Annotated in this window: 12 protein-coding genes, 1 tRNA gene and 2 pseudogenes; 10 read left to right on the forward strand and 5 right to left on the reverse strand. The window is 67.8% G+C overall.

The features are described 5' to 3' along the window. Nucleotides 1-604: 604 nt before the first annotated feature. Together BIV24_RS14675 and BIV24_RS14680 are read left to right on the forward strand one after the other, a co-directional pair. The gene (locus tag BIV24_RS14675; protein ID WP_071366734.1) at nt 605-1270 is read left to right on the forward strand and encodes a bifunctional DNA primase/polymerase; all 666 of its coding nucleotides are present in this window, start codon (nt 605-607) and stop codon (nt 1268-1270) included. 160 nt (nt 1271-1430) lie between these two features. Further along, nucleotides 1431-1934, forward strand: a complete 504-nt coding sequence (locus BIV24_RS14680) for a hypothetical protein (RefSeq protein ID WP_071366830.1) — start codon at nt 1431-1433, stop codon at nt 1932-1934. A gap of 254 nt (nt 1935-2188) precedes the next feature. On the opposite strand, the gene BIV24_RS14685 is transcribed toward BIV24_RS14680, so the two are convergent. From BIV24_RS14685 to BIV24_RS14695, 3 genes are all read right to left on the reverse strand, one after another. Beyond that, entirely contained in the window at nt 2189-3178 is a 990-nt protein-coding gene (locus BIV24_RS14685; RefSeq protein WP_071366735.1) for a DUF5926 family protein, read from the reverse strand. A 265-nt stretch (nt 3179-3443) separates the two neighbouring features. Beyond that, a complete protein-coding gene (locus BIV24_RS14690) occupies nt 3444-4067 on the reverse strand; it encodes an ATP-binding protein (RefSeq protein ID WP_079168262.1) in 624 nt (207 codons plus the stop codon). A 104-nt stretch (nt 4068-4171) separates the two neighbouring features. Continuing rightward, a complete protein-coding gene (locus BIV24_RS14695) occupies nt 4172-4981 on the reverse strand; it encodes a glycerophosphodiester phosphodiesterase (protein ID WP_071366737.1) in 810 nt (269 codons plus the stop codon). A gap of 284 nt (nt 4982-5265) precedes the next feature. On the opposite strand from BIV24_RS14695, the gene BIV24_RS14700 reads away from it, so the two are divergent. The 4 genes from BIV24_RS14700 to BIV24_RS14715 all read left to right on the forward strand — a co-directional run bounded on the left by BIV24_RS14700 (nt 5266) and on the right by BIV24_RS14715 (nt 12085). Then, complete coding sequence (locus BIV24_RS14700; protein WP_071366738.1) at nt 5266-6696, forward strand: S1C family serine protease; 1431 nt, start codon at nt 5266-5268, stop codon at nt 6694-6696. Between the two features lie 235 nt (nt 6697-6931). Continuing rightward, the gene (locus tag BIV24_RS14705) at nt 6932-7174 is read left to right on the forward strand and encodes a hypothetical protein (RefSeq protein WP_245766807.1); all 243 of its coding nucleotides are present in this window, start codon (nt 6932-6934) and stop codon (nt 7172-7174) included. A 420-nt stretch (nt 7175-7594) separates the two neighbouring features. Continuing rightward, complete coding sequence (locus tag BIV24_RS14710; protein WP_071366740.1) at nt 7595-11611, forward strand: WD40 repeat domain-containing protein; 4017 nt, start codon at nt 7595-7597, stop codon at nt 11609-11611. Nucleotides 11612-12000: 389 nt separating this feature from the next. Further along, a tRNA-Ser gene (locus BIV24_RS14715) sits at nt 12001-12085 on the forward strand. Between the two features lie 613 nt (nt 12086-12698). On the opposite strand, the pseudogene BIV24_RS14720 reads toward BIV24_RS14715, so the two are convergent. Both BIV24_RS14720 and BIV24_RS14725 read right to left on the reverse strand, forming a co-directional pair. After that, nucleotides 12699-13415 (reverse strand): annotated as a pseudogene (locus BIV24_RS14720) (GntR family transcriptional regulator); the annotation flags it as partial. Between the two features lie 244 nt (nt 13416-13659). Next, complete coding sequence (locus BIV24_RS14725; protein ID WP_071366742.1) at nt 13660-14124, reverse strand: NUDIX hydrolase; 465 nt, start codon at nt 14122-14124, stop codon at nt 13660-13662. Nucleotides 14125-14142: 18 nt separating this feature from the next. Between BIV24_RS14725 and BIV24_RS14730 the strand changes: the two are divergent. The 4 genes and pseudogenes from BIV24_RS14730 to BIV24_RS14740 form a co-directional block, all read left to right on the forward strand. Then, nucleotides 14143-14727: pseudogene (locus BIV24_RS14730) on the forward strand (GntR family transcriptional regulator); the annotation flags it as partial. 35 nt (nt 14728-14762) lie between these two features. Next, nucleotides 14763-15377, forward strand: coding sequence for a formylglycine-generating enzyme family protein (locus BIV24_RS14735; protein WP_079168264.1), 615 nt, complete (start codon nt 14763-14765; stop codon nt 15375-15377). 108 nt (nt 15378-15485) lie between these two features. Further along, the gene (locus tag BIV24_RS33870; protein WP_143064609.1) at nt 15486-16970 is read left to right on the forward strand and encodes a hypothetical protein; all 1485 of its coding nucleotides are present in this window, start codon (nt 15486-15488) and stop codon (nt 16968-16970) included. A 1257-nt stretch (nt 16971-18227) separates the two neighbouring features. Further along, complete coding sequence (locus BIV24_RS14740; protein WP_071366744.1) at nt 18228-19754, forward strand: FAD-binding oxidoreductase; 1527 nt, start codon at nt 18228-18230, stop codon at nt 19752-19754. The last annotated feature ends 193 nt before the right edge of the window (nt 19755-19947 follow it).

Consider the following 19947-nt stretch of genomic DNA (forward strand, 5'->3'; position numbering starts at 1 on the left):
GCGTTCATGGCGTCCGGCTTTCGCACCGGCGCTTATTGCTCGATAGCATCGCAAAACCCCCATGTCATTCTGCGCCGCGAGCAGTGTCTCCACATGTACACGCACTCGTGAGGGGATGTCCAGCATTGTCCTGCCGGGATTCCTGGTGTCCGTGGGGCTCTCTTATGTTCTTGTGGAAAAGGAAAGTTGGCTTGAAACAGCCTCGGGTATCGCCCTATTGCGGTCGACTGACCCTGTTCGACAGAGCGTCACAGCGGTCGTGATGGGTACGTACTCGGTGAAGGCCAGGGTTGGTTGGGGGTCACCCGGAACCTGGCGCCGGACCCGGGCGTCTTAACCACCGACGGCCGAGCCCCATCCTCCCGCGACGGAGGCGGCGAGTAAGAGCGGGACGGCGAAACGCCAGGCGCCGCCACCCCGCGCCATGCCCATGCTGGTGATGGGCGCAGTACGAACGCGGATGCAGCCAGTTCGGTCCCAGGGGTTCCCCTTGTTCAGGACAAGGGCGTGATGCGCCGGCAGGTACGCACAGCGAAGTGATCGACACATGGTGTGAAGTAGCCCTCGGTGTTGCCAGGCGTGCAACGGAAAGGAACGAGCGCTCATGCGCGAGATCCTCGGAAGGCGACGCAGGCTCCTGTCCGGGCGGAACGACGGGAGTCCTGAGGTGATCGGCGCGGCCCTGACCTTCGCGACCGCATGGCAGTGGCCCGTTCTGCCAGGCGTGGCACCGGATCCGCGGGGGCGTGCCCGCTGCGGGTGCCCCGACCCGGAGTGCACCGTGCCCGGCGCGCATCCCTTCGACCCCGGGCTGCTCGCGGCCACCACCGACGAGCGCATGGTGCGCTGGTGGTGGACCAATCGGCCGACCGCACCGATCGTGCTGGCCACCGGGGGCAAGGCGCCCTGCGCGGTGAGCCTGCCCGCCCTCGCGGCCTCGCGCGCCCTCGCCGTGCTCGACCGGAAGGGCATGCGCCTCGGGCCGGTCGTGGCGGCACCGCACCGCTGGGCGATCCTCGTCGCTCCGTATTCCATGGAGCGACTGGGCGAGTTGCTCTACTCCAAGGACTTCGTTCCCGGGTCGTTGCGCTTCCACGGCGAGGGCGGCTATCTGGCACTGCCCCCCTCCGAGACGGGTCATGGGGAGGTCCGCTGGGAGCGGGCGCCGCTGCCCGGCTCCGCCTCGCCCTGGGTTCCCGACGTGGAGGCCGTTGTGGACGCGGTCGTGGCGGCCCTCACTCGTACGGGTGTGAGCGCACCCGAGTTCTAGGGTGTCGGGCGCGCGGCGAATCGGGCGCCCGTGCACGGTCGATATCTTCGGCCCCATGCTGATTTGTCCTGGGGGGTGCGGGAAGCGGCGGCCCGGAAGGCGCTTGCTGGTCCGCCTCGCCGGTCGGCCCGACCCCCGCAGGGCCCGTCTGCTCGCGCTCATGGGTCTGGTGGCGGCCGTGGCCGCGCTGCCGCTCGCCATGGCGTCCGCCGGACCGGTCGGCGATGCGGACCGCACGGTGGTCCCCCCGCCCGCGCGCGACGACGGCGCGAGGCTTCCGGCTCCCTCTCCCTCCCGGTTGCCGGGACTCGGTCTCGCCACCGCCGCCCGCTGCGGTCCGCAGCTCTCCTCCGGCGACGGCATCGAGGCGCAGACCTGCGTCCTGGCCCAGGGACGGGACACCTGGGCGCGTACGTACTACCGGAACACCACTGGCGAGGAGCTGAGTTCCTCCCTGAGCTTCATGGGGCCGGGCGGACGCGCCGTCGAGACGCAGTGCGCGGTGGGCGTGGAGGGTGACGCGAAGACCTGTGAGACACCGCGGCAGGCCATGACGAGTGACACTGCGGGGTATTCGGCGGTGGCGGAGTTCGCCCGGGGCGACGGGAGCGGTCCGCTGCTGCTGCGCTCCGGAAGCGATGCGGCCGAGCTGGACGGACAGTAACGCGTCGGCCTCGCGGGGCAGTTGGCTTCGTACGGCGTTTCGTACCGCGTCCGCGCATGGAAAGACCCGGTTGCTGGCGACGGGGGATGCACCAGCAACCGGGCTACTGGAACGGTAACAAGAGATCGGCTTTTCGCAAATTCGATCTCGGTCAATCGGACATGGGTTTCCCTGTCACAAGGATGAGTTGTGACAGGAGTCACCCGCCATGAGGCCCGTGAGGGGTTGACCAGCCGGTCAGCCGAGGTCGCGCGTCAGCTGAGCGTCACCTGTCGGTTGGTCAGTCCGCCGCGCGCCCGGCGCTCGTCCGCGGTGAGCGGAGCGTCCGACGCCAGGGCGGCCGCGAGGCGCTCGGCGAACTCGGCCACCGGCTTCTCGATGTCCTCCGCCCCCATCTCGCGCGGCAGGTCCCAGACCGGCACGGTGAGCCCGTGTGCGCGGAAGGAGCCGACCAGGCGCGTGCCCTCGCCGAGGCTCGACTGCCCGGCCGCGTGCAGCCGGGCCAGAGCGTCCAGAAGCCGCTCCTCGGGGTGCGGCATGACCCACCGCAGGTGGTTCTTCTCGGGGGTCTCGCACCAGTACGCGGCGTCCACGGCCGTGAGCTTCACGGTGGGGATGGCGGCGGCGTTGGCCCGCTCCAGGGAAGCGGTCACCTCCGGCGTCGCGTTCTCCACGTCCGGGACCCAGAACTCGAAGCCGCTGTGCACCACCGGCTCGAGGGCGCCTTCGGGGTCCAGCAGGTCCTGCAGCCGCGGACCGTCGGCGGGCGCGCGGCGGGCCTGCACCGGAGTGCCGGGTGCCACGGCGAGGGCGCGCTCAAGGGTGTCCGCGAGGTCGCGGCTGATGTCGCCCGACGCCGTGTCGTTCTGCAGGCCGAGCAGGATCGAGCCGTCGTCGCGGCGCAGTGCCGGCCACGCCATCGGCAGGACCGTGGCGAGCGTGACCGACGGGATGCCCTCGGGGAGGTCCCCCTTGAGCTTCAGCTCGGCGGTCGCCGCCGGCACCAGCTCGCGCAGGGCCACCCAGTCGCACTCGCCGGGAAGTCCCTCGAACGGGCGCTGCACCAGCTCGGTCACCGCGTGCGCGGCGGCCCGGCCGTGACAGGCCTTGTAGCGGCGGCCGCTGCCGCAGGGGCAGGGCTCCCGGGCGCCGACGACCGGAAAGTTCCCATCGGCGCCCGCGGCACGGGCACCGGGGGCGGGCTGCGGGCGCTTGGCCTTGGTCTGGGGTCGCTTCTTGGCCATCGTGGGTGTCTCCCGGTTACGGCTCGTTACGTACGGGCGCGAGCCTAGCCGCTCGTACGGCGGCCGACGGGATCCTGTGGACAACGCATCGCACAGCCCCGGAAGAGGGCGCTCCAGTGCTGCCCCGCCCGGGCGGGAAGCGTCCGTACGGCGTGTCCCGCCCACCTCGGCTCGCGAAGACGATCGTGACACCGGGTCCACCGCTTGTGTTCCACCGCTCCTGTGCGCGGCGCCCGCCGGGCGGGCGCCGCCGGGGCGGAACGCCTCAGTCGAGGTCGTCGAACGCGTCCGCGAAGTCCAGGTCGGCCGACACGGAGGGCGCCGTCACGCGCGTTGCGAAGTCGTCGCGGCGGTGCGCTGAGCCGGTGTCGTCCTGAACGACGACCCAGACCGTGACCTCGCCGCGAGCGTCGTCCCGGACGCCCCAGTCCTCGGCCAGTGCCGTGATGATGTTCAGCCCGCGACCGCCGTGCGCGGTGACCGACGGAGTCGCCGGAACCGGACGGGTCGGACCCCCGCCGTCCGTCACCTCGACCGTGAGTCGTCCCGTGGGCTCGACGCGCCACGCAGCACGCACATCCCCGTCCCCCGCAAGGCTGTCGCCGAGCGGCCTGCCATGGCGGCAGGCGTTGCTGAGCAGTTCCGACAGGATCAATACGGCATCGTCGATGACCGATTCCGACATGCCACCGGTACGCAGCTGATCACGCATCCGGTGTCTTGCTTCCCCCACGCCCGCAGGACCATGGGGTACGGCCATGCTCGACGACGTGGGCACCTCCTGTGCCACCACCAACGCCACCCCCGAGACCTCCTTCGCCCCACGCCACGGTGTGAATGCCCCACGTGACCGGGCCGGAAACCGACCCCTGTACGTGTGGTGACGCACTCGTAACGGTCGGATACGGACCGAACGCGCCGGTGCACTCCCTGTAGTCATGTGGCTGGATTTCAGCCCTTACGGCGGCTCTGCGGCGGAAGGCGCCGTGCCGGTCAGCGGCCGAGCTGGTGCAGCACCGCGCGCGGGCGGTTGGTGATGATGGCGTCGACGCCCATCTCGACGCAGAGATCGACGTCCTCGGGCTCGTTCACGGTCCACACGTGTACCTGGTGTCCGGCGCGCTTCAGACGCTGGATGTACCCCGGGTGGCTGCGCACGATCCGCATCGAAGGGCCTGCGATCCGCACGCCCGCGGGCAGCCGTCCGTCGCGCAGCCGGGGGGAGAGGAACTGCAGCAGGTAGACCGTCGGCAGGGTCGGAGAGGCGACCCGCACGCGGTGCAGGGAGCGCGCCGAGAAGCTCATGATCCGTACCGATGACTCGGCCGGTGACTCCGGGGCGTCCTTGCCGAACCGCTTCAGCAGGAGCAGCAGCCGCTCCTCGACCTGCCCCGCCCAGCGTGTCGGATGCTTGGTCTCGATGGCCAGGTCGATGGGGCGCCCGGCGTCGGCGACGAGTTCGAGCAGGCGCTCCAGAGTGAGGACGGAGGTGTCCTCGGGGTCCTGCGGGCGGTGCTCCCAGTCGGGCTCCTCGTCGCGGTTCTTCCAGGAGCCGAAGTCCAGGGCGGCGAGGTCGGCGAGTTCCAGGGCGGAGACCGCGCCGCGGCCGTTGGACGTACGGTTGACGCGACGGTCGTGGACGCAGACGAGGTGTCCGTCCGCAGTCAGCCGGACGTCGCACTCGAGGGCGTCGGCCCCGTCCTCGATCGCCTTCTTGTACGCGGCCAGGGTGTGCTCGGGCGCCTCTTCGGAGGCTCCGCGGTGGGCGACGACCTGGATCGGATGCTGTCGTGCGTGGGTCACCGCGTCATGGTGTCACTGTCAGGCAGAACGCGCGGGACCGGAAAGTGACGGCGGCGCATCGGTGAGGTGTCGGGAATGCAGATTTTTGTTCGGACAGGTCCGATATAAATGAAGGTCAGGGACCCACAGTCTCCGCTTATGGTGCCCTGACGTCCTGTGGGAAAAGCTTGACGGCATACACAAGGCCTTGCACTGCCGATGCGCGCCCGGCGCCGCGCGGAGCGGGCGAGTGCGGCCGCGTGCGACCCCAGAAGAAAACAGCCGTGGAACGAGGAGAAAGAGCTGTGAGCACCGAGAACGAGGGCACTGCGGTACCCCCGGCCCCGTCTGCACCTCCCGTGCCGGTGGACGCTCCCGCTCCCGCACCGGGCGCGGCCCCCGAAGGGCACGCTCCGAGTGCGGGGAATCCGGCTCCGACCGCGGGGGGTGTGCCGGCGGCCCAGTTGCCGCCCGCGCCCCCGGGGCAGCCGGGCGCCTACCCGGCCGCCGAGGCCGGGTGGCCCGCGCCGGCCGGCCCCGCGTACATGGGCGGCGACGGTGGTGCTGGCGGCGTGTGGGGCGCCTCGTACCAGCAGCCCGCCCCGAAGCCGAAGAAAGGCCGTGGCGGTCTGGTCGCCGCGATCCTCGTCGCCGCGCTGGTCGCGGGCGGCGTGGGCGGCGGCATCGGTTATCAGCTGGCCAAGAACGAGAACTCCAGCGGCTCGACGACCGTCGCCGCCGCCACCAGTGGCGGCGACGTCAAGAGCTCCTCCGGCTCGATCGCGGCAGTGGCCGCCAAGGCGCTGCCGAGCACGGTCACCATCGAGGCCGCGAGCAATAACGGCCAGGGCGGCACCGGCACGGGCTTCGTCTTCGACACCCAGGGCCACATCATCACCAACAACCACGTCGTCGCCGAGGCCGTCGACGGCGGCAAGCTCACGGCGACGTTCCCCAACGGCAAGAAGTACGACGCCGAGATCATCGGGCATGCGCAGGGCTACGACGTCGCCGTCATCAAGCTCAAGAACGCCCCGTCGGACCTCAAGCCGCTCCCGCTCGGCGACTCGGACCAGATGGTGGTCGGCGACACCACGATCGCGATCGGCGCGCCCTTCGGCCTGTCGAACACGGTGACCACGGGCATCATCAGCGCCAAGAACCGTCCGGTGGCCTCCAGTGACGGCGCCTCCGGCAGCAGGCCCTCGTACATGAGCGCGCTGCAGACGGATGCCTCGATCAACCCGGGCAATTCCGGCGGTCCCCTTCTGGACGCACGGGGCGCGGTCATCGGCATCAACTCGGCGATCCAGTCCACGGCCAGCGGCGGCCTGGGCGGCAGCGGCGGCCAGTCCGGTTCGATCGGCCTGGGCTTCGCGATCCCGATCAACCAGGCCAAGTACGTCGCCCAGGAGCTGATCAAGACGGGCAAGCCGGTCTACGCGAAGATCGGAGCCTCGGTCTCGCTGGAGGACTCCGTGGGCGGAGCGAAGATCACCGACCGGGGCACCGGCGGCTCCGCCTCGGTCGAGACGGGTGGTCCCGCGGACAAGGCAGGCCTGAAGCCGGGTGACGTGATCACCAAGCTCGACGACAGGGTGATCGACAGCGGGCCGACCCTGATCGGCGAGATCTGGACTCACAAGCCGGGCGACAAGGTCACGATCACCTACCAGCGCGACGGCCGGACCCACACGGTGGACCTCGCCCTGGGCTCCCGTATCGGCGACAACTGACCGGCCTCCACGAGCGGAAGACAGCGGGTGAGGGGGCTGCCGAGGGTCTCGGCGGCCCCCTTGCGCGTCTGCTGGTCCCCTCCGATCACTGCGTACGCCTTTGTCGCGGGCGCGCTCACCGGCCCGGACGACCTCCGCCGGTCCATCCGCATGGAGGGGCAGCGCGAGCCGGTGGGCTGCTCAGGCGACCCGCCTCGCCATCGACACCGCACCGTCGCGCCTAAAATTCTTGGTCGTGGCAGACATATCCGACGATTTGATCATGCTGGAACGTTCCGCCGAAGAGGAGCGCGAAAGGCTCGCGGGCCTGGACGGCGAGGAGCGCATGGCGCAGTGGCAACGCTGGTGGGAGGCGTCGAAGGCCGCCCAGGCAGCCGTCACGGAGCATGCCGAAGCGACCGGGCAGAACCGCTACGAGGTCGAGCAAGCCGTGAAGAAGGCCGTACGTCACCCGGGGCCGGAGAGCGCCGCCACGTGATGACAACGCCCCCACCGTTCGGCGCTGGTCCCTCCCCTCGTGGGGACCGGTGCCGAGCGACGGGGGCGGCGCAGCTCGCGCCGTACCGGTGTGGATCGGGCAAGGCCGGACCGTGGTCGGTGCGGCAGCCATCTGGTCCAGACCGGCTGTGCGGCTCTGCAAGCTCATACGACGGGACCACCGCCACCGCCGCCTCGCTTGACCGGAAGCCGGCCGAGAACATGCGGTGTCGTGAGGTGTCCTACCGAGAGCCGGTGGCCTGCCCCGGGCGATGCCCGGTTGATGCGCTCCTGTGTCGAGATCTTGCCATCTGAGACTTCCGCCGACGAGATTTCGACCTTGCCTCAAGGGCTAAACCGCAGGTCAGCCATATAGAGTGGGTTTTCCGGTCCGGACGTCCAGGTGCAGGGGAAGTGAGGAGTGGAGGCCTTGAGTTCCGACTCAGGGGCATGCACAGCCTTCGCGGAACGTCTGGCGCTGCTGTACAAGGAGGCCGGCAACCCTCCCCTCAAGCGCGTGGCCGAAGCGGTCGACCGGCTCCAGCGGGTCGACGAACGTGGGCGCCCCGTGCGGGTGTCCGCTCAGCGGATCAGCGACTGGCGACGGGCCAAGAACGTGCCTGCGCAGTTCGTCGCCCTGGCGGCAGTGCTGCACATCGTGATCCCCCAGGCACGCCGCCTGCAGCCCACGCCGGTGTCCGAGGGCCTGTACGACCTGGCCCAGTGGCAGCACCTGTGGGAGCGCGCGTTGGCCGACCCGGTCGGCGACCGCCCCGCGACATCCACGGACAAGGGGGAACGACCTCCGGCCGAAGCCCCGAGCGTCGCCCCCGTCGTCTGCCCCTACCGGGGACTGGCCTCGTACCGGCAGCAGGACGCCCGGTGGTTCTTCGGCCGCGAGCGCAGCACGGGTGCCCTCGTCGCCCAGCTCCGTGCAGCGGAGAAGACGGGTGGCTTGATCATGCTCGTGGGGGCTTCGGGAGCGGGGAAGTCCTCCCTGCTGAGCGCCGGTTTGGTGCCCGCACTGCAGAACGGCGTACCGGGCGAGGAGACCGGCCAGGCGTCGGACGTGGTGGTGCAACTCGTGCCGGGCAGCGATCCTTTCGCGGAGCTGACCCGCCGAATACCCGAACTCGCGCGCCTCGTCCCCGGCGCGGAGGAGCCGGCGGCGCAGGAGCCCGGCACTGCGGAGTTCGCCCACGCGGTGCGAGAGGCCGTCACGGCATGGGCGCAGCGCGAGACGTCCTCCGCCTTCCGCCCGGTCGTCATCGTGGATCAGTTCGAGGAGGCGTTCACCCTCTGTTTCGACGAGGCGAACAGACGCGCTTTCATCCAGCTCCTCCACGCCGCGTGCACGCCCGCCGAACCCGGTGACCAAGCCCCCGTGCTCGTTGTTCTCGGCGTACGCGCCGACTTCTACGAGCAATGCCTCGGGTATCCCGAACTGGCCGACGCGCTGCAACACCGTCACATGGTCCTCGGGCCACTGACCACTGCGGAGCTGCGTGAAGCGGTGATCGGCCCGGCCAAGGCCGTGGGGCTGGAACTCGAGCCGGGGCTGGCGGAGTTGATCGTCCAGGAAGTCAGCGACGACGGCCCCCGCGGAGCGCACGACGCGGGAGCGCTGCCGCTCCTCTCCCACGCCCTGTTCTCCACCTGGCAGCGGCGGAAGGCGGGAAGGCTGACGCTGGCCGGCTACCGCGCGGCGGGCGGCATCCAGGGAGCGGTGGCGGCGACCGCCGAGCGGGCCTGGTCCGGCCTCGATCCGGCGGCTCGTACGGCCGCGAGACTGCTCCTGCTCAGGCTGGTCCGGCTGGGCGAGGACACCCAGGCCACCCGTAGGCGGGGGACGCGGCGCCAACTGGCGGAGGAGTCCACGGACCCCGGCAAGACGGAGGAGTCGCTCGAAGCGCTGGTGCGCGCCCGATTGGTGACACTCGACGCGGAGACCGTGGAGATCACCCACGAAGCGCTGCTCCACGCCTGGCCACGCCTGCGCGACTGGATCGACGAGGACAGGCACGGCCACCTGCTGCGCCAGCGACTCGAGGAGGACGGCAGGGCCTGGGAGGGCTCGAACCGCGACACGTCACTGCTGTACCGGGGTTCGCGTCTGGAACAGGCCCACAGCTGGGCGGAATCCGCTGGTGGAACCTCTTTGACCCGGAGCGTGGTGGAATTCCTGGCCGCGTCCGTCCGGTTGCGCAAGCGCACGGTCTGGGTCAGTCGTGGCGCGGTGTCGGCTCTGGTCGTCCTGGCGGTGCTGGCCGGTGGGTCGGCGGCGCTCGCGTGGCGGCAGCGGGACGACGCCGTGTTCGAGCAGGTGCTCGCCGAATCCGATCGTGTCCAGTACACGGATCCGTCGTTGTCCGCTCAACTCGACCTGGTGGCACACCGCCTGCGGCCACATGACAAGGGCACGAACAGCCGGTTGATATCGATCGTCAACGCGCCGCTGGCCATGCCGCTGCTCGGCCACACTGGCGCCGTCTACCTCACTTCGTTCAGCCCGGACGGGCGGACCCTGGCCACCGCCAGCTACGACCGGACCGTCCGACTGTGGGACGTGACGGACCCGACCCGCCCCACGCCCCTGGGCAAGCCCCTCACCGGTCACGCGAGCTGGGTGAGCAGCGCCGTCTTCAGCCCGGACGGCCACACCCTCGCCAGCGCTTCGGACGACGGCACGATCCGGCTGTGGAACGTGCGGGATCCCGCCCACCCGCGCCCGCTCGGCGCGCCCCTGACCAGCCATGCCGGCACGATCTACCTGCTCGCCTTCAGCCCGGACGGACGCACTCTGGCCTCCGCCGATGAAGATCACACCGTGCGTCTGTGGGACGTGGGCGGCCCGCGCGGGCCGAGGGCGCTCCGTGCCCTGACCGGCCACACCGCCGCCGTGCGCTCCGTGGCCTTCAGCCCCGATGGACGGACACTGGCGGCCGGCGGCGACGATGCCACGATCAGGCTGTGGAACATGGCAGATCCGCGTCCGAGGCCGATCGACGCGGTACTCACCGGCCACAGGGGCACGGTCCACTCCGTGGCCTTCAGCCCCGACGGCCGCACCCTCGCCAGCGGCAGCACGGACGACACCATCCAGCTCTGGAACGTGGCCGATCCACGGCATGCGACACCGCTCGGTGCGCCGCTCACCGGTCATACCGGTCCCGTATGGTCCGTGGCCTTCAGTCCTGACGGAACCATGCTGGCCGCCGGCAGCGCGGACAGCACGGCGAGTCTGTGGAACGTCAGTGATCCGGCATACCCGTCGCAGGTCGGGGAGCCTCTCGCGGGCGGCAGTGGCGAGATGTACGCCGTGGGTTTCAGCCCCGACGGGCGGACCCTCGCGACCGGGAGCGGCGACAACAAAGTCCGCCTGTGGTCGATACCGACATCGGACATGATCGGCCGCATCGGAGCATTCCGTCCCGACGGGCGGGTGCTCGCCACGGCCGCACGCGACGAAAAGGTCCGGCTGTGGAATGTGCAGACTCCCAACCGGCCCGTACTGCTGGGCAATCCGTTCATGCCCCGGGAGGGCGACGTGCGTTCGCTGGCGTTCTCGCCCGACGGCCGCACCCTCGCGGTGCTGACGGGAAGCAGCGCGGTGCAGCTGTGGAACGTCGCCGACCCGGCCCGGCCGGTGTCCTACGGGTCGCCTGTCGCGCTGCGCACACGATTCGCCGGTCCCGGAGCGCTGGCCTTCAGCCCGGACGGGCGCACGCTGGCAACCGCCCATGACGACCGCACCATCCAGTTGTGGAACGTCAGCGACCCGTCCCAGCTCCGTCCGTTCGGTGCGCCGCTCACCGGCCACAAGGGCTACGTCAACGCCCTCGTCTTCAGCCCGGACGGGCGCACTCTGGCCAGCGGCGGCGCGGACGCCACCATCCGGCTGTGGAACGTGGCCGACCCACGTCGTGCCACCCGACGCGGCGCGCCTCTCACCGGGCACCTGGGACCGGTGAACGTGCTCGCCTACAGCCCGGACGGCCGTACCTTGGCCAGCGGCAGCGACGACGACACGGTCCGGCTCTGGGACATCACCGACTCGCCTCGGGCCACGCGGCTGGACTCCTCCCTCAAGGGGCACACCGAGGCGGTCGTGTCGCTGACGTTCAGTCAGGACGGACGCACACTGGCCAGCGGCGGCAACGACAACACGGTCCGGCTCTGGAACGTCACCACCCCTTCCAAGGCCGCCCCCATCGGCCGGTCGATGAGCCCCAACGCCAAGACCGGCACTTTCCTGTCGTTCAGCCCCAACAGCCACATGCTCGGAGTGTCGAGCGGTGCCGATACCGTCCGGCTGTGGAACCTGGATATCGACGAGGCGATTCGCCGCATCTGCTCGATCACTCGGGGCGTTCTGACACCGGAGAGGTGGCACGAGTATCTGCCCCGCCTCTCGTACAAGTCTCCGTGTGATCAGTAGCGGATCCGAGCCGGCACCTCCTCGTGGATCGGGTTCCGTGATCCCCGTCACAACTCCTTGCCGTAGCAGAGTAGTCGGCTCCCCGCCGCGCAACCGGCCTTGTTACTCTGGCGAGAGCCCGGCCGCTGGTGCATCCCCCGTCGCCAGCGACCGGGCTCTTCCGTATCAGGGGTGCACGAAAGCCACCCCCGCGCGCAGGACGCGCATCCATCGCGTCGGCGGGTCCGCCATGACGGGCATTCGCGGCTTTGTACGCCGCAGCCGCCGGCGGCTGCGGGACGGTGATTGCGGCGGGGCCGTGACCGGTGGCCATCCCCTGGCCGATCTCCCGTACCCGAGGTCCCGAGGCGCTAGGCTGTACCTGCTCCGCCCCTGGTGGGCGGCGCAGGGGTGGGTTGCCCGAGCGGCCTAAGGGAACGGTCTTGAAAACCGTCGTGGCGCGAGTCACCGTGGGTTCAAATCCCACACCCACCGCGCAGGTTGACGGCCTCTGACCAGGTAATACGGTCAGGGGCCGTTGTGCTGTGTGCCGCCCGCTCATCGCCGTATTTCCCCGTGGTTTCCCGCTCGATCGGGCACGGATGGGGCACGGGCCGACCACCGTAGTCGGAGATCCATCGAGCAGCGGGCTCGCCGCCGACTAGGAGTGTCCTGAAGATCTTGGAATCGCGCCCGACTTGCGCCGTTTCGTGGCGATTGACATTTACCGGCAATCCGGGGCGAGCCGGATGGCCGGAGCAAGATTCTCAGCAGTCTTCTAGAGCGTGTCTCTCAGACATCGCTTGGTGCAGCCGCGTGGAACCTTGCCGTACGCGCTAGGCAAGGATGCGATTAGTCCATGACAATTCGCAGGTGATCAATCGAGTCAGCTTGGCTATATCGATTTTCGGTGCTTTGGTCTGCCTCATGCTCGTGATCGGTGCGTTGCAGGCGTATCTGACCGGAGATGAGTCGGCCTGGTGGGTCGCGTCGGCATGCCTGCTGCAAGTCACCACTATCTGGCAGTTAGTGCGTGACATTCGACGTCGCCGCAGGCCGCGAAGTGACGTGGGCTGATTTCTCGCGCTGGTTGCCGGTCGGACAAGCCCTAACGGTTGATCGGGATCTCGTAGACAATCTCGCAGTGAGCGGCGGGCACCACGATGTCCGCTGTCTCGACGGGGCGTCCCTGGTCGCTGTAGTACGTCCGGCGGATGTGGGTGACGAGGGCGGCCTTCTGGATGCCCAGGAGTGATGCCTCCTCGGCGGTCGCCTGCCTCGGTTCCGGCTGTTCCACGGCGTGGCTGACGGTGACGCCGATCGCGGCCATGCGGTTCACGACGCCCGCCCCCGCGTGGGGCCCTCCCTCGGGGAGGACGACGAGGGAGCCGGCGGTGAGGTCGTATGGCTCCCAACTCGTCGACAACTGCACCGGCCTGCTGTCGGCCAGGTACTCGTACGTAGTCCGGACGCATAGATCGCCCTCGGTAATGCCGAGGCGGGCCGCGATCTCCGCCGGGGCCGGGATCTTGGCCTCGGTTCGGCTCTCCCAGTCCCCCTGCTTGCCCACGGCCTTCATGTCCGCGCGAAACGGAGATCCGTTGGGGTGCTCGCGCGCCGATGAACGGACGACCCGCACCCGCTGCCGGGGCTCGGCGACGTACGTTCCGGACCCGGCCCGGCCCTCCAACACGCCCTGGGAGATCAGCAGTTCCTGTGCCCGGCGCACCACGTTGTCGCCCACGCCGCACTCCTGGCCGATCTGGGTGCGGGAGGGAAGGCGGTCTCCCGGCTCCCACATGTGCTCCGCGATCCGCCGCCGGAGGCACTGTTCTGACCTCGTTGTGTCGTCTCACCCCAGCCCCGGCCTGGTCTTCGCCCCCTTGTGGGCGCGGGCGGGCGACGGCGCGCGGCCCCGGTGACGAAGGTAAGGAGGGGCGGCGCGGCGGCGACCGCCCGGCGCCGCCGCGCTGTGCGCGGCACCTCTGATCTCCGATCGGACTGCTTGCAGCTTGGGAGGCCGGGAGCGACGGCGAGCGAAGCGAGCCCTTGATGAAGGAGAGAAGGTTTTATCCCGCTGGGATGAGGTGCCTGCCATCGTGGCTCCGTACGTAGGGGCCGTTGCCGTTCAGGGCGTCCAAGAGCCTGATCGAGTAGACCTCGGACATGCGCTCGCTGACCTCGTCAGGCGTGAGCCAGGAGACCGCTGTCGACTCGTTGGAGGTGCGCTCGGTGCCGCCGGAAGGCTTGCAGCGGAAGACCAGGGCGACGATGCCGCGGGTCATGTTCTTGTAGACGCCGGTGAGTTCGTCGACCTCGACGTGGATGCCTGTCTCCTCCAGGACCTCGCGGGCGACGCCGGCCTTGGGGGTCTCGTTGAGTTCGAGGACACCGCCGGGGAGTTCCCAGGTGCCGTTGTCGGCCCGGCGGATCGCCAGGAGGCGCCCGTCCTCGCGCACTACTACTCCGGCCACGGACACGGAGTGCAGGGGAGGCGATGTCGCTTCCTGTGCTTGACTCATGTAGAGGAGCATAGGAGGCAGAGAAGGACTATGGGAACTGCGGCTGGAGGGGTCGGATCCGGGCCTCGGTACGTGCGTATCGCGGAAGAGATCGTGCAGCAGATCCGGGCGGGTGTTCTCAAGCCCGGTGACATGGTGCCGAGTGAATCGGAGCTGGTGGACCGCTATGGCGTGTCCGGCGGCACCATCCGTAAGGCCATGGTCGAAGTGCGGGCGAGCGGGCTCGTCGAGACCCGGCACGGCAAGGGCTCGATCGTGAAGAACCGGCCGCCGGTGCGGCACCGCTCCTCCGATCGCTTCCGGCGCTCGCTCCGTCAGGGAGGGCAGGCCGCGTACCTTGCGGAGTCTGCGCAGTCCGGTGCTTCCGCCAAGGTCAGCGTCCTCTACATCGGGCCCATGGAGGCACCCGAGGACGCCGCCCAGCGACTGGGCGTCCCCGCCGGCACGCAGGTGCTGGCCCGCCGGCGCCTCTACTTCCGCAATGGCACCCCGGTCGAGACCGCCACGTCCTACCTTCCCTGGGACGTTGTGAAGGAGATCCCGGAGCTGTTCGCGGAGAACCCCGGCGGCGGTGGCATCTACGCCCGACTCGAAGACCACGGGCACGAGTTTGCGGCGAGTACGTGAAGCATCCCGGCGACGGAAAACTTATGGCGCATGTGCCCGAAGGAATTTTCCTATCTGGAGAGGGCGACGATCCGGTGTGGGTAGATGAAGTCCACATCGATACCTTTCCGACCACGAACGCCGACTATGCGCGATTCTGTGCGGCGACTCGACACCCGGTGCCCGAGCACTGGGAGAGCGGTCGTTGTCCGCGTGAGCTGTACGACCACCCCGTTGTGCACGTGACGTGGCGAGACGCGAACGCGTACGCGACGTGGGCGGGAAAGTCACTGCCCACAGCGAACCAATGGGAGAAGGCGGCGCGCGGAACTGCTGGCCGCACCTTCCCGTGGGGTGACCAGAAGACTGCCGCCAAGTGCAACGTCAGAGAGACCGGAGTGGAGCGCACGACGTCCGTATCGCGCTACCACAGCGGTGTCTCGCCCTACGGGGTCTACGACATGGTGGGCAACGTGTGGGAGTGGCTTGCCACGCCGACCGATCCGGGACGGTACGAACTCCGGGGGAGCGCCTTCACGAGCCCTCTGTTCCGGGGAGTGCCGGCCGTTCCCAACGACGCCGACGACACGATGCATGACGACGACACAGGGTTCCGCTGTGCGGCGACGCCAGAGCAGATGGTTCCCCGTAGGAAGTGAGCACACCTCTGCTCGGCTTTGGGCTCCCCTCGGATCCGCCAAATGAGGTGACCTGTAACGGCGCGTCATTCCATCAGCGTCCCTGGCGGAGTGAGCACCCTTATCTTCATGAACAACCTCCATCGCGTCGTCGTAGAGGCTCCAGACAGCCGCGGTCTGCGGGCCGTGCGTGTCGGAGGGGAATATGTCGGTGGAGCCTGGTCACTGCGCCACCTGCGAAGGATGTTGCGGCGCGCCAGCTTGCCGCCAGATTTCGATCTCGACGACGCTGACCACGTCTATTGGGCAGCGGATAAGTCATCTTGGCCTGACCGTCCATGGCGCAGATGGGCTGCGGCCCTAGTAACTTCCCTTGGGCTTCTCGGATCGGCAACAGTGCTGTTGTCGGTGGGCAAGAATGACACATTCCATGGGCTGACCTATGGTGCTCACTTCGTGGGGGTCGTGTTCATCGCCGCAGCCCTTGTTGAAGCAGTCGCTGTTGCGGCGGCGTTCGACTTCTGGGGAAAGAGGACCTTTTCTTATTCAGGTGCAGCACTCATCATCGGTGTTGGCGTCGTCGCTCTCACGGATCTCCTGTTCCTACTCTTGCAGATCCAGAGCAAAAACTGGAGCCCACGTCTCTTGCTATGGGTTGCTCTGGCGGTCTGGTGCGTATGGGCCTTGTGGGCAGTGACTCAACATGGTGTCTGGAGAGGTGTCCCACACCCAAAGAGTGTCGCGATGAGTTTCGTAGCATCTGCTGCGATTGGGGCTGCAGGCATCGCCTATTCGCAATTATTTTACCTGCCCTACTCGACTCCGATGAAGTTTGCCTTGAACGCATCCTTCGGTGAACCCACTATTAGCGCTGACGGGAGCCATATTCAAGTTCCCACACACTTCGAATTCCGCAATTCGGGCGCCGTGAAGATTCAGATCTTGGGTACCCTATGGAGAGTTCATGGCTACGCGTCTAAGTTCGACGCAAAGGGCAGTGGAATGAACGAAGGGGGGAGCGACTTGCTCTCTGAGGGCGAGGTAGCCGAACACCTCAACTTTGGTCAGGCTAATCTGCTAGGGACTGGATTCATCTACGGGGAAGCTGGGTTGATCAATCCGGGAGTGGGATTCGCAAACGACGGTCTAGTAAACGTTCCCCTGAAGACCGGGCTCAACGTAATTCGCTTGCATGCGAGTATGGTTCTCATTCGGGGCGACAGGTACTGGATCGAGCCAGCCGAGTCCCCGAGTGAAGTCTCTTGGGACCGCAGCACACAGCGCCATGTGCGAGATGTGCCAAAACGGTTCGCCTACGCTAACCCTAAGGCTGAATTCATTCGAACCTCCTACAAAATCCACCCCAGCAGTGCGGTGCTGGATATAACACGTAAGCCTGCGTACGCCTCCGATTGGTGGATCCTGCCACCCTGGCGACCGGGCGCAAGTGTCGGCAAAGATGACACCATTCCATTCCTTTCAGTTGCGTTTTCCCACGACCGATACGGAAGGGAACGTGTCAGCGAACCAGAGGCGCGAGCGTACGATGATCAGGACATGGAACAGTGGGTCGTGAAAAGTGTAGATCAACTCATCAAAGAGGCCAGGAAATAGGTGAGCGGGGTTGAGGAGGGTCCGCTGTAAATCTGCCGGGTCGCCCTGCCGGGCCGTCTGTGGGCCGTCGAAGCAGCGTGGTGCTCACGCTCTGGCATCTAGCCGGAGGAGCTGACATCAACAGAGGCGTACGACCGAGCACGGTGACACACCCGCAATCGGTGGGCGAGCAAACAGATCCCAGCAGACGAGCGGTTCGTGATGGTGCTGCACGCGCCTACGGATCTCAGCAATCCGGGCACACCATCGGCCACGGTCGCGATCCTGCGGCACAGGCACGGGGTCCTCGATCACCTTGTGCTCGCAGACTCACCCGTTGTCCTCGATGGCCAGGACGGCTACACCGTGATCACGGATCAGCGGGTGGACGAGATCCTTCCTGATCTGCAGACAGAGGTGGAACGCCACGAGACCCACACACAGGGAAGCGCTTCAGCGTCTGGTCCTCGCCCAGAGAGAGGTGCGTAACACCCCAGACGGCTACTGGGTCGCGGGCACCGATCCGGAGTCCGCGCACCACGGTCTGACGGGCACAACCAAGCTCGACGACGTACGGAGCGCGGCCGTCATGTCGGATGGCGTGTCGAGACTCGTCACGGAGTACGGCATGGCTACCTGGGATGGGGTGTTCGCCACACTGCAAGCGGGAGGCCCACGTGAGCTTATCGAGACTGCTCGCAAGGTTGAGGCGACAGATCCAACCGGCATTTGGTGGCCACGCTACAAATCCGGTGATGACGCGACCGTGGCCTTCTGCTAGTGGTGGCCAGGAAAAACAGGCGGGCGGCCTGACATCAGCGGCCGACACCAACCGGCGTACACGTGCGCACAGCGGCACACCGTTCGCACGATGAGTCCCGCGAGTGACCAGCTGGGTTCTCCAGGCGGAGAGTGGTGATTACGGGGGCACGCCCACAAATTCTTATCAGAAAGGCGGTTCTTCGGGCCATTGCGAGATGCTGACCTGACTAGCAAGATCGGCGAGCCCATCATCTTTGAGAGCACCCGCGTATTCTGACCGCTTGGACCAAGGGATAGCTTCGAGCAGGACGCGGTGCATCCCAAACCGGTTATGACGGGATCCCGCTGAGTTACTCCTTCAGGCTGTCGTCATCGTCCTCAATTGGCGTGTCGGGAAACACCGCATGGTCGCCCCGTTACCGTGCGGGGGTCGACCACAAAGGACTGCCCGGCGGCTGGCGGGTAAGGGCTCCCTCAGCCGCGTAGCGGCGTAGCCCGATCGAGAGGATCTGGACCTTGAGCGATTTTTCCCGCCGCTACCTGCTCAGGGCGTCAGCGGCCGTCGGCGCCGGGGCGGTCGTCGTCCCGGGCCTTACGGCCGCAGGCGCGCCGGACATTGCGGCCGCGAGCACCTCGGGCCTTCTGGCCGCGAGCGACCCGACTAAAGGGTCGTCGGGATGTCCGCCGGCGAAGCTGACCGGTCGCGTCGTCCGCCCCGGTGATGCCTCGTACACGGATGATCGCATCGACTACGACCAGTTGTTCTCTCACTACCCGCTGGTCATCGTCTTCGCCCAGGAGACCCAGGACGTGGTGAACGCCCTCACCTGGGCGCGGCAGCACAACGTCGCACTGCGGGTACGCAGCGGCCGCCACGCCCTGGAGGGCTGGTCGAACATCGACAACGGCATCGTGATCGACGTCAGCCAGCTCAAGTCGGTCCACATCGACACCGACGCTCGTATCGCGACGGTCGGCGCCGGCCTGACCCAGTTGGAAGCGGTGACGACGCTCGCCAAGCAGGACCTCGCGGTCACGACCGGAAGCGAGGGCAGCGTCGGCTTGGTCGGTGCGACGGTCGGCGGCGGCCTTGGCCCCCTCAACCGCTGGCTCGGCATGGCCTGTGACAGCCTGATCGGGACCGAGGTCGTCGTCCCGTCGGGTCGCGACTGCGCCGAGGTGATCCATGCCGACCTGAAGGACCACTCAGACCTGCTCTGGGCGCTCCGTGGGGCGGGAAACGGCAACTTCGGAATCGTCACGCAACTCACCTACAAGGTGCACCCGCTCAAGCGCATCGCCTATGTGCAGGCGACCTGGGACGGCCTTACGGACCTGCATGGGATCTTCGATGCATGGCAGCGCACGGTACCGTTCGCCGACAACCGCCTCGGATCCGAAGTCGAGATCCACAAGTCCCAGATCCTGCTGTTCGCGTGGCTCGCGGAGGGCACGGCGGCAGAGGCCAGAAAGATGCTGGCCCCGATCCTGTCGATCGGCACGCCCGATGTGAAGGTGCAGGTCGGTAACTGGGGCCCCATCTTTGCCGGAGCCCAGGTCCCGCGCTCGCAGGAGCCCGCCAACGTGAAGTTCTTCTCACAGTTCGCCAAGAAGCTGTTCCCGAAGAAGGCGATCGACGTCATCGGCTACTACATGCGAAACGCTCCCACGGAGGACAGCAACTACTTCGTCGATGCCTTCGGCGGGGCGATCAAGAAGGAGCCCCGTGGCGGCACCGCGTTCGTGCACCGCGACGCGATCTTCTACGGCGAGATCGGCGCAGCCTGGGGGACTCCTTCAACGACACCAGGCGTCTGCGACCCGCTCACCTCGACGTGCCAGGCCTGGACCGCCGAATTCAGCCAGGCGATGCGCAGCTTCGTGGACGGCGCCTACGTCAACGTGCCGAACGTCGGCATGCAGGAGTGGGAGACCGCCTACTGGGGGAGACGCCACTTCGAGCGGCTGCGCGAGATCAAGGCGAAGTACGACCCCCGCAACGTCTTCCAGTACGAGCAGAGCATCCCGCCCGCGTCACGCTGATCGACAGTTCGCCGTCGGGGCCCCGCCCCGGTCAGGCTCGGCCTTTCACGCAGAAGGGCCCGACGCAGTCGAAGGGGTGTCGTTAGCCTCGATCTTGCATGAGGGATCGTCAGCTTGCTGACGATCCCTTTGCTCGTTCAGAGTGAAGATTTCTGCTTGCGGGCAGGGCTGATGGTCCGGCTGTCGTGCCGGG

Source organism: Streptomyces colonosanans, from assembly GCF_001866645.1.
In the GTDB taxonomy this organism is placed as follows: Bacteria; Actinomycetota; Actinomycetes; order Streptomycetales; family Streptomycetaceae; genus Streptomyces; species Streptomyces colonosanans.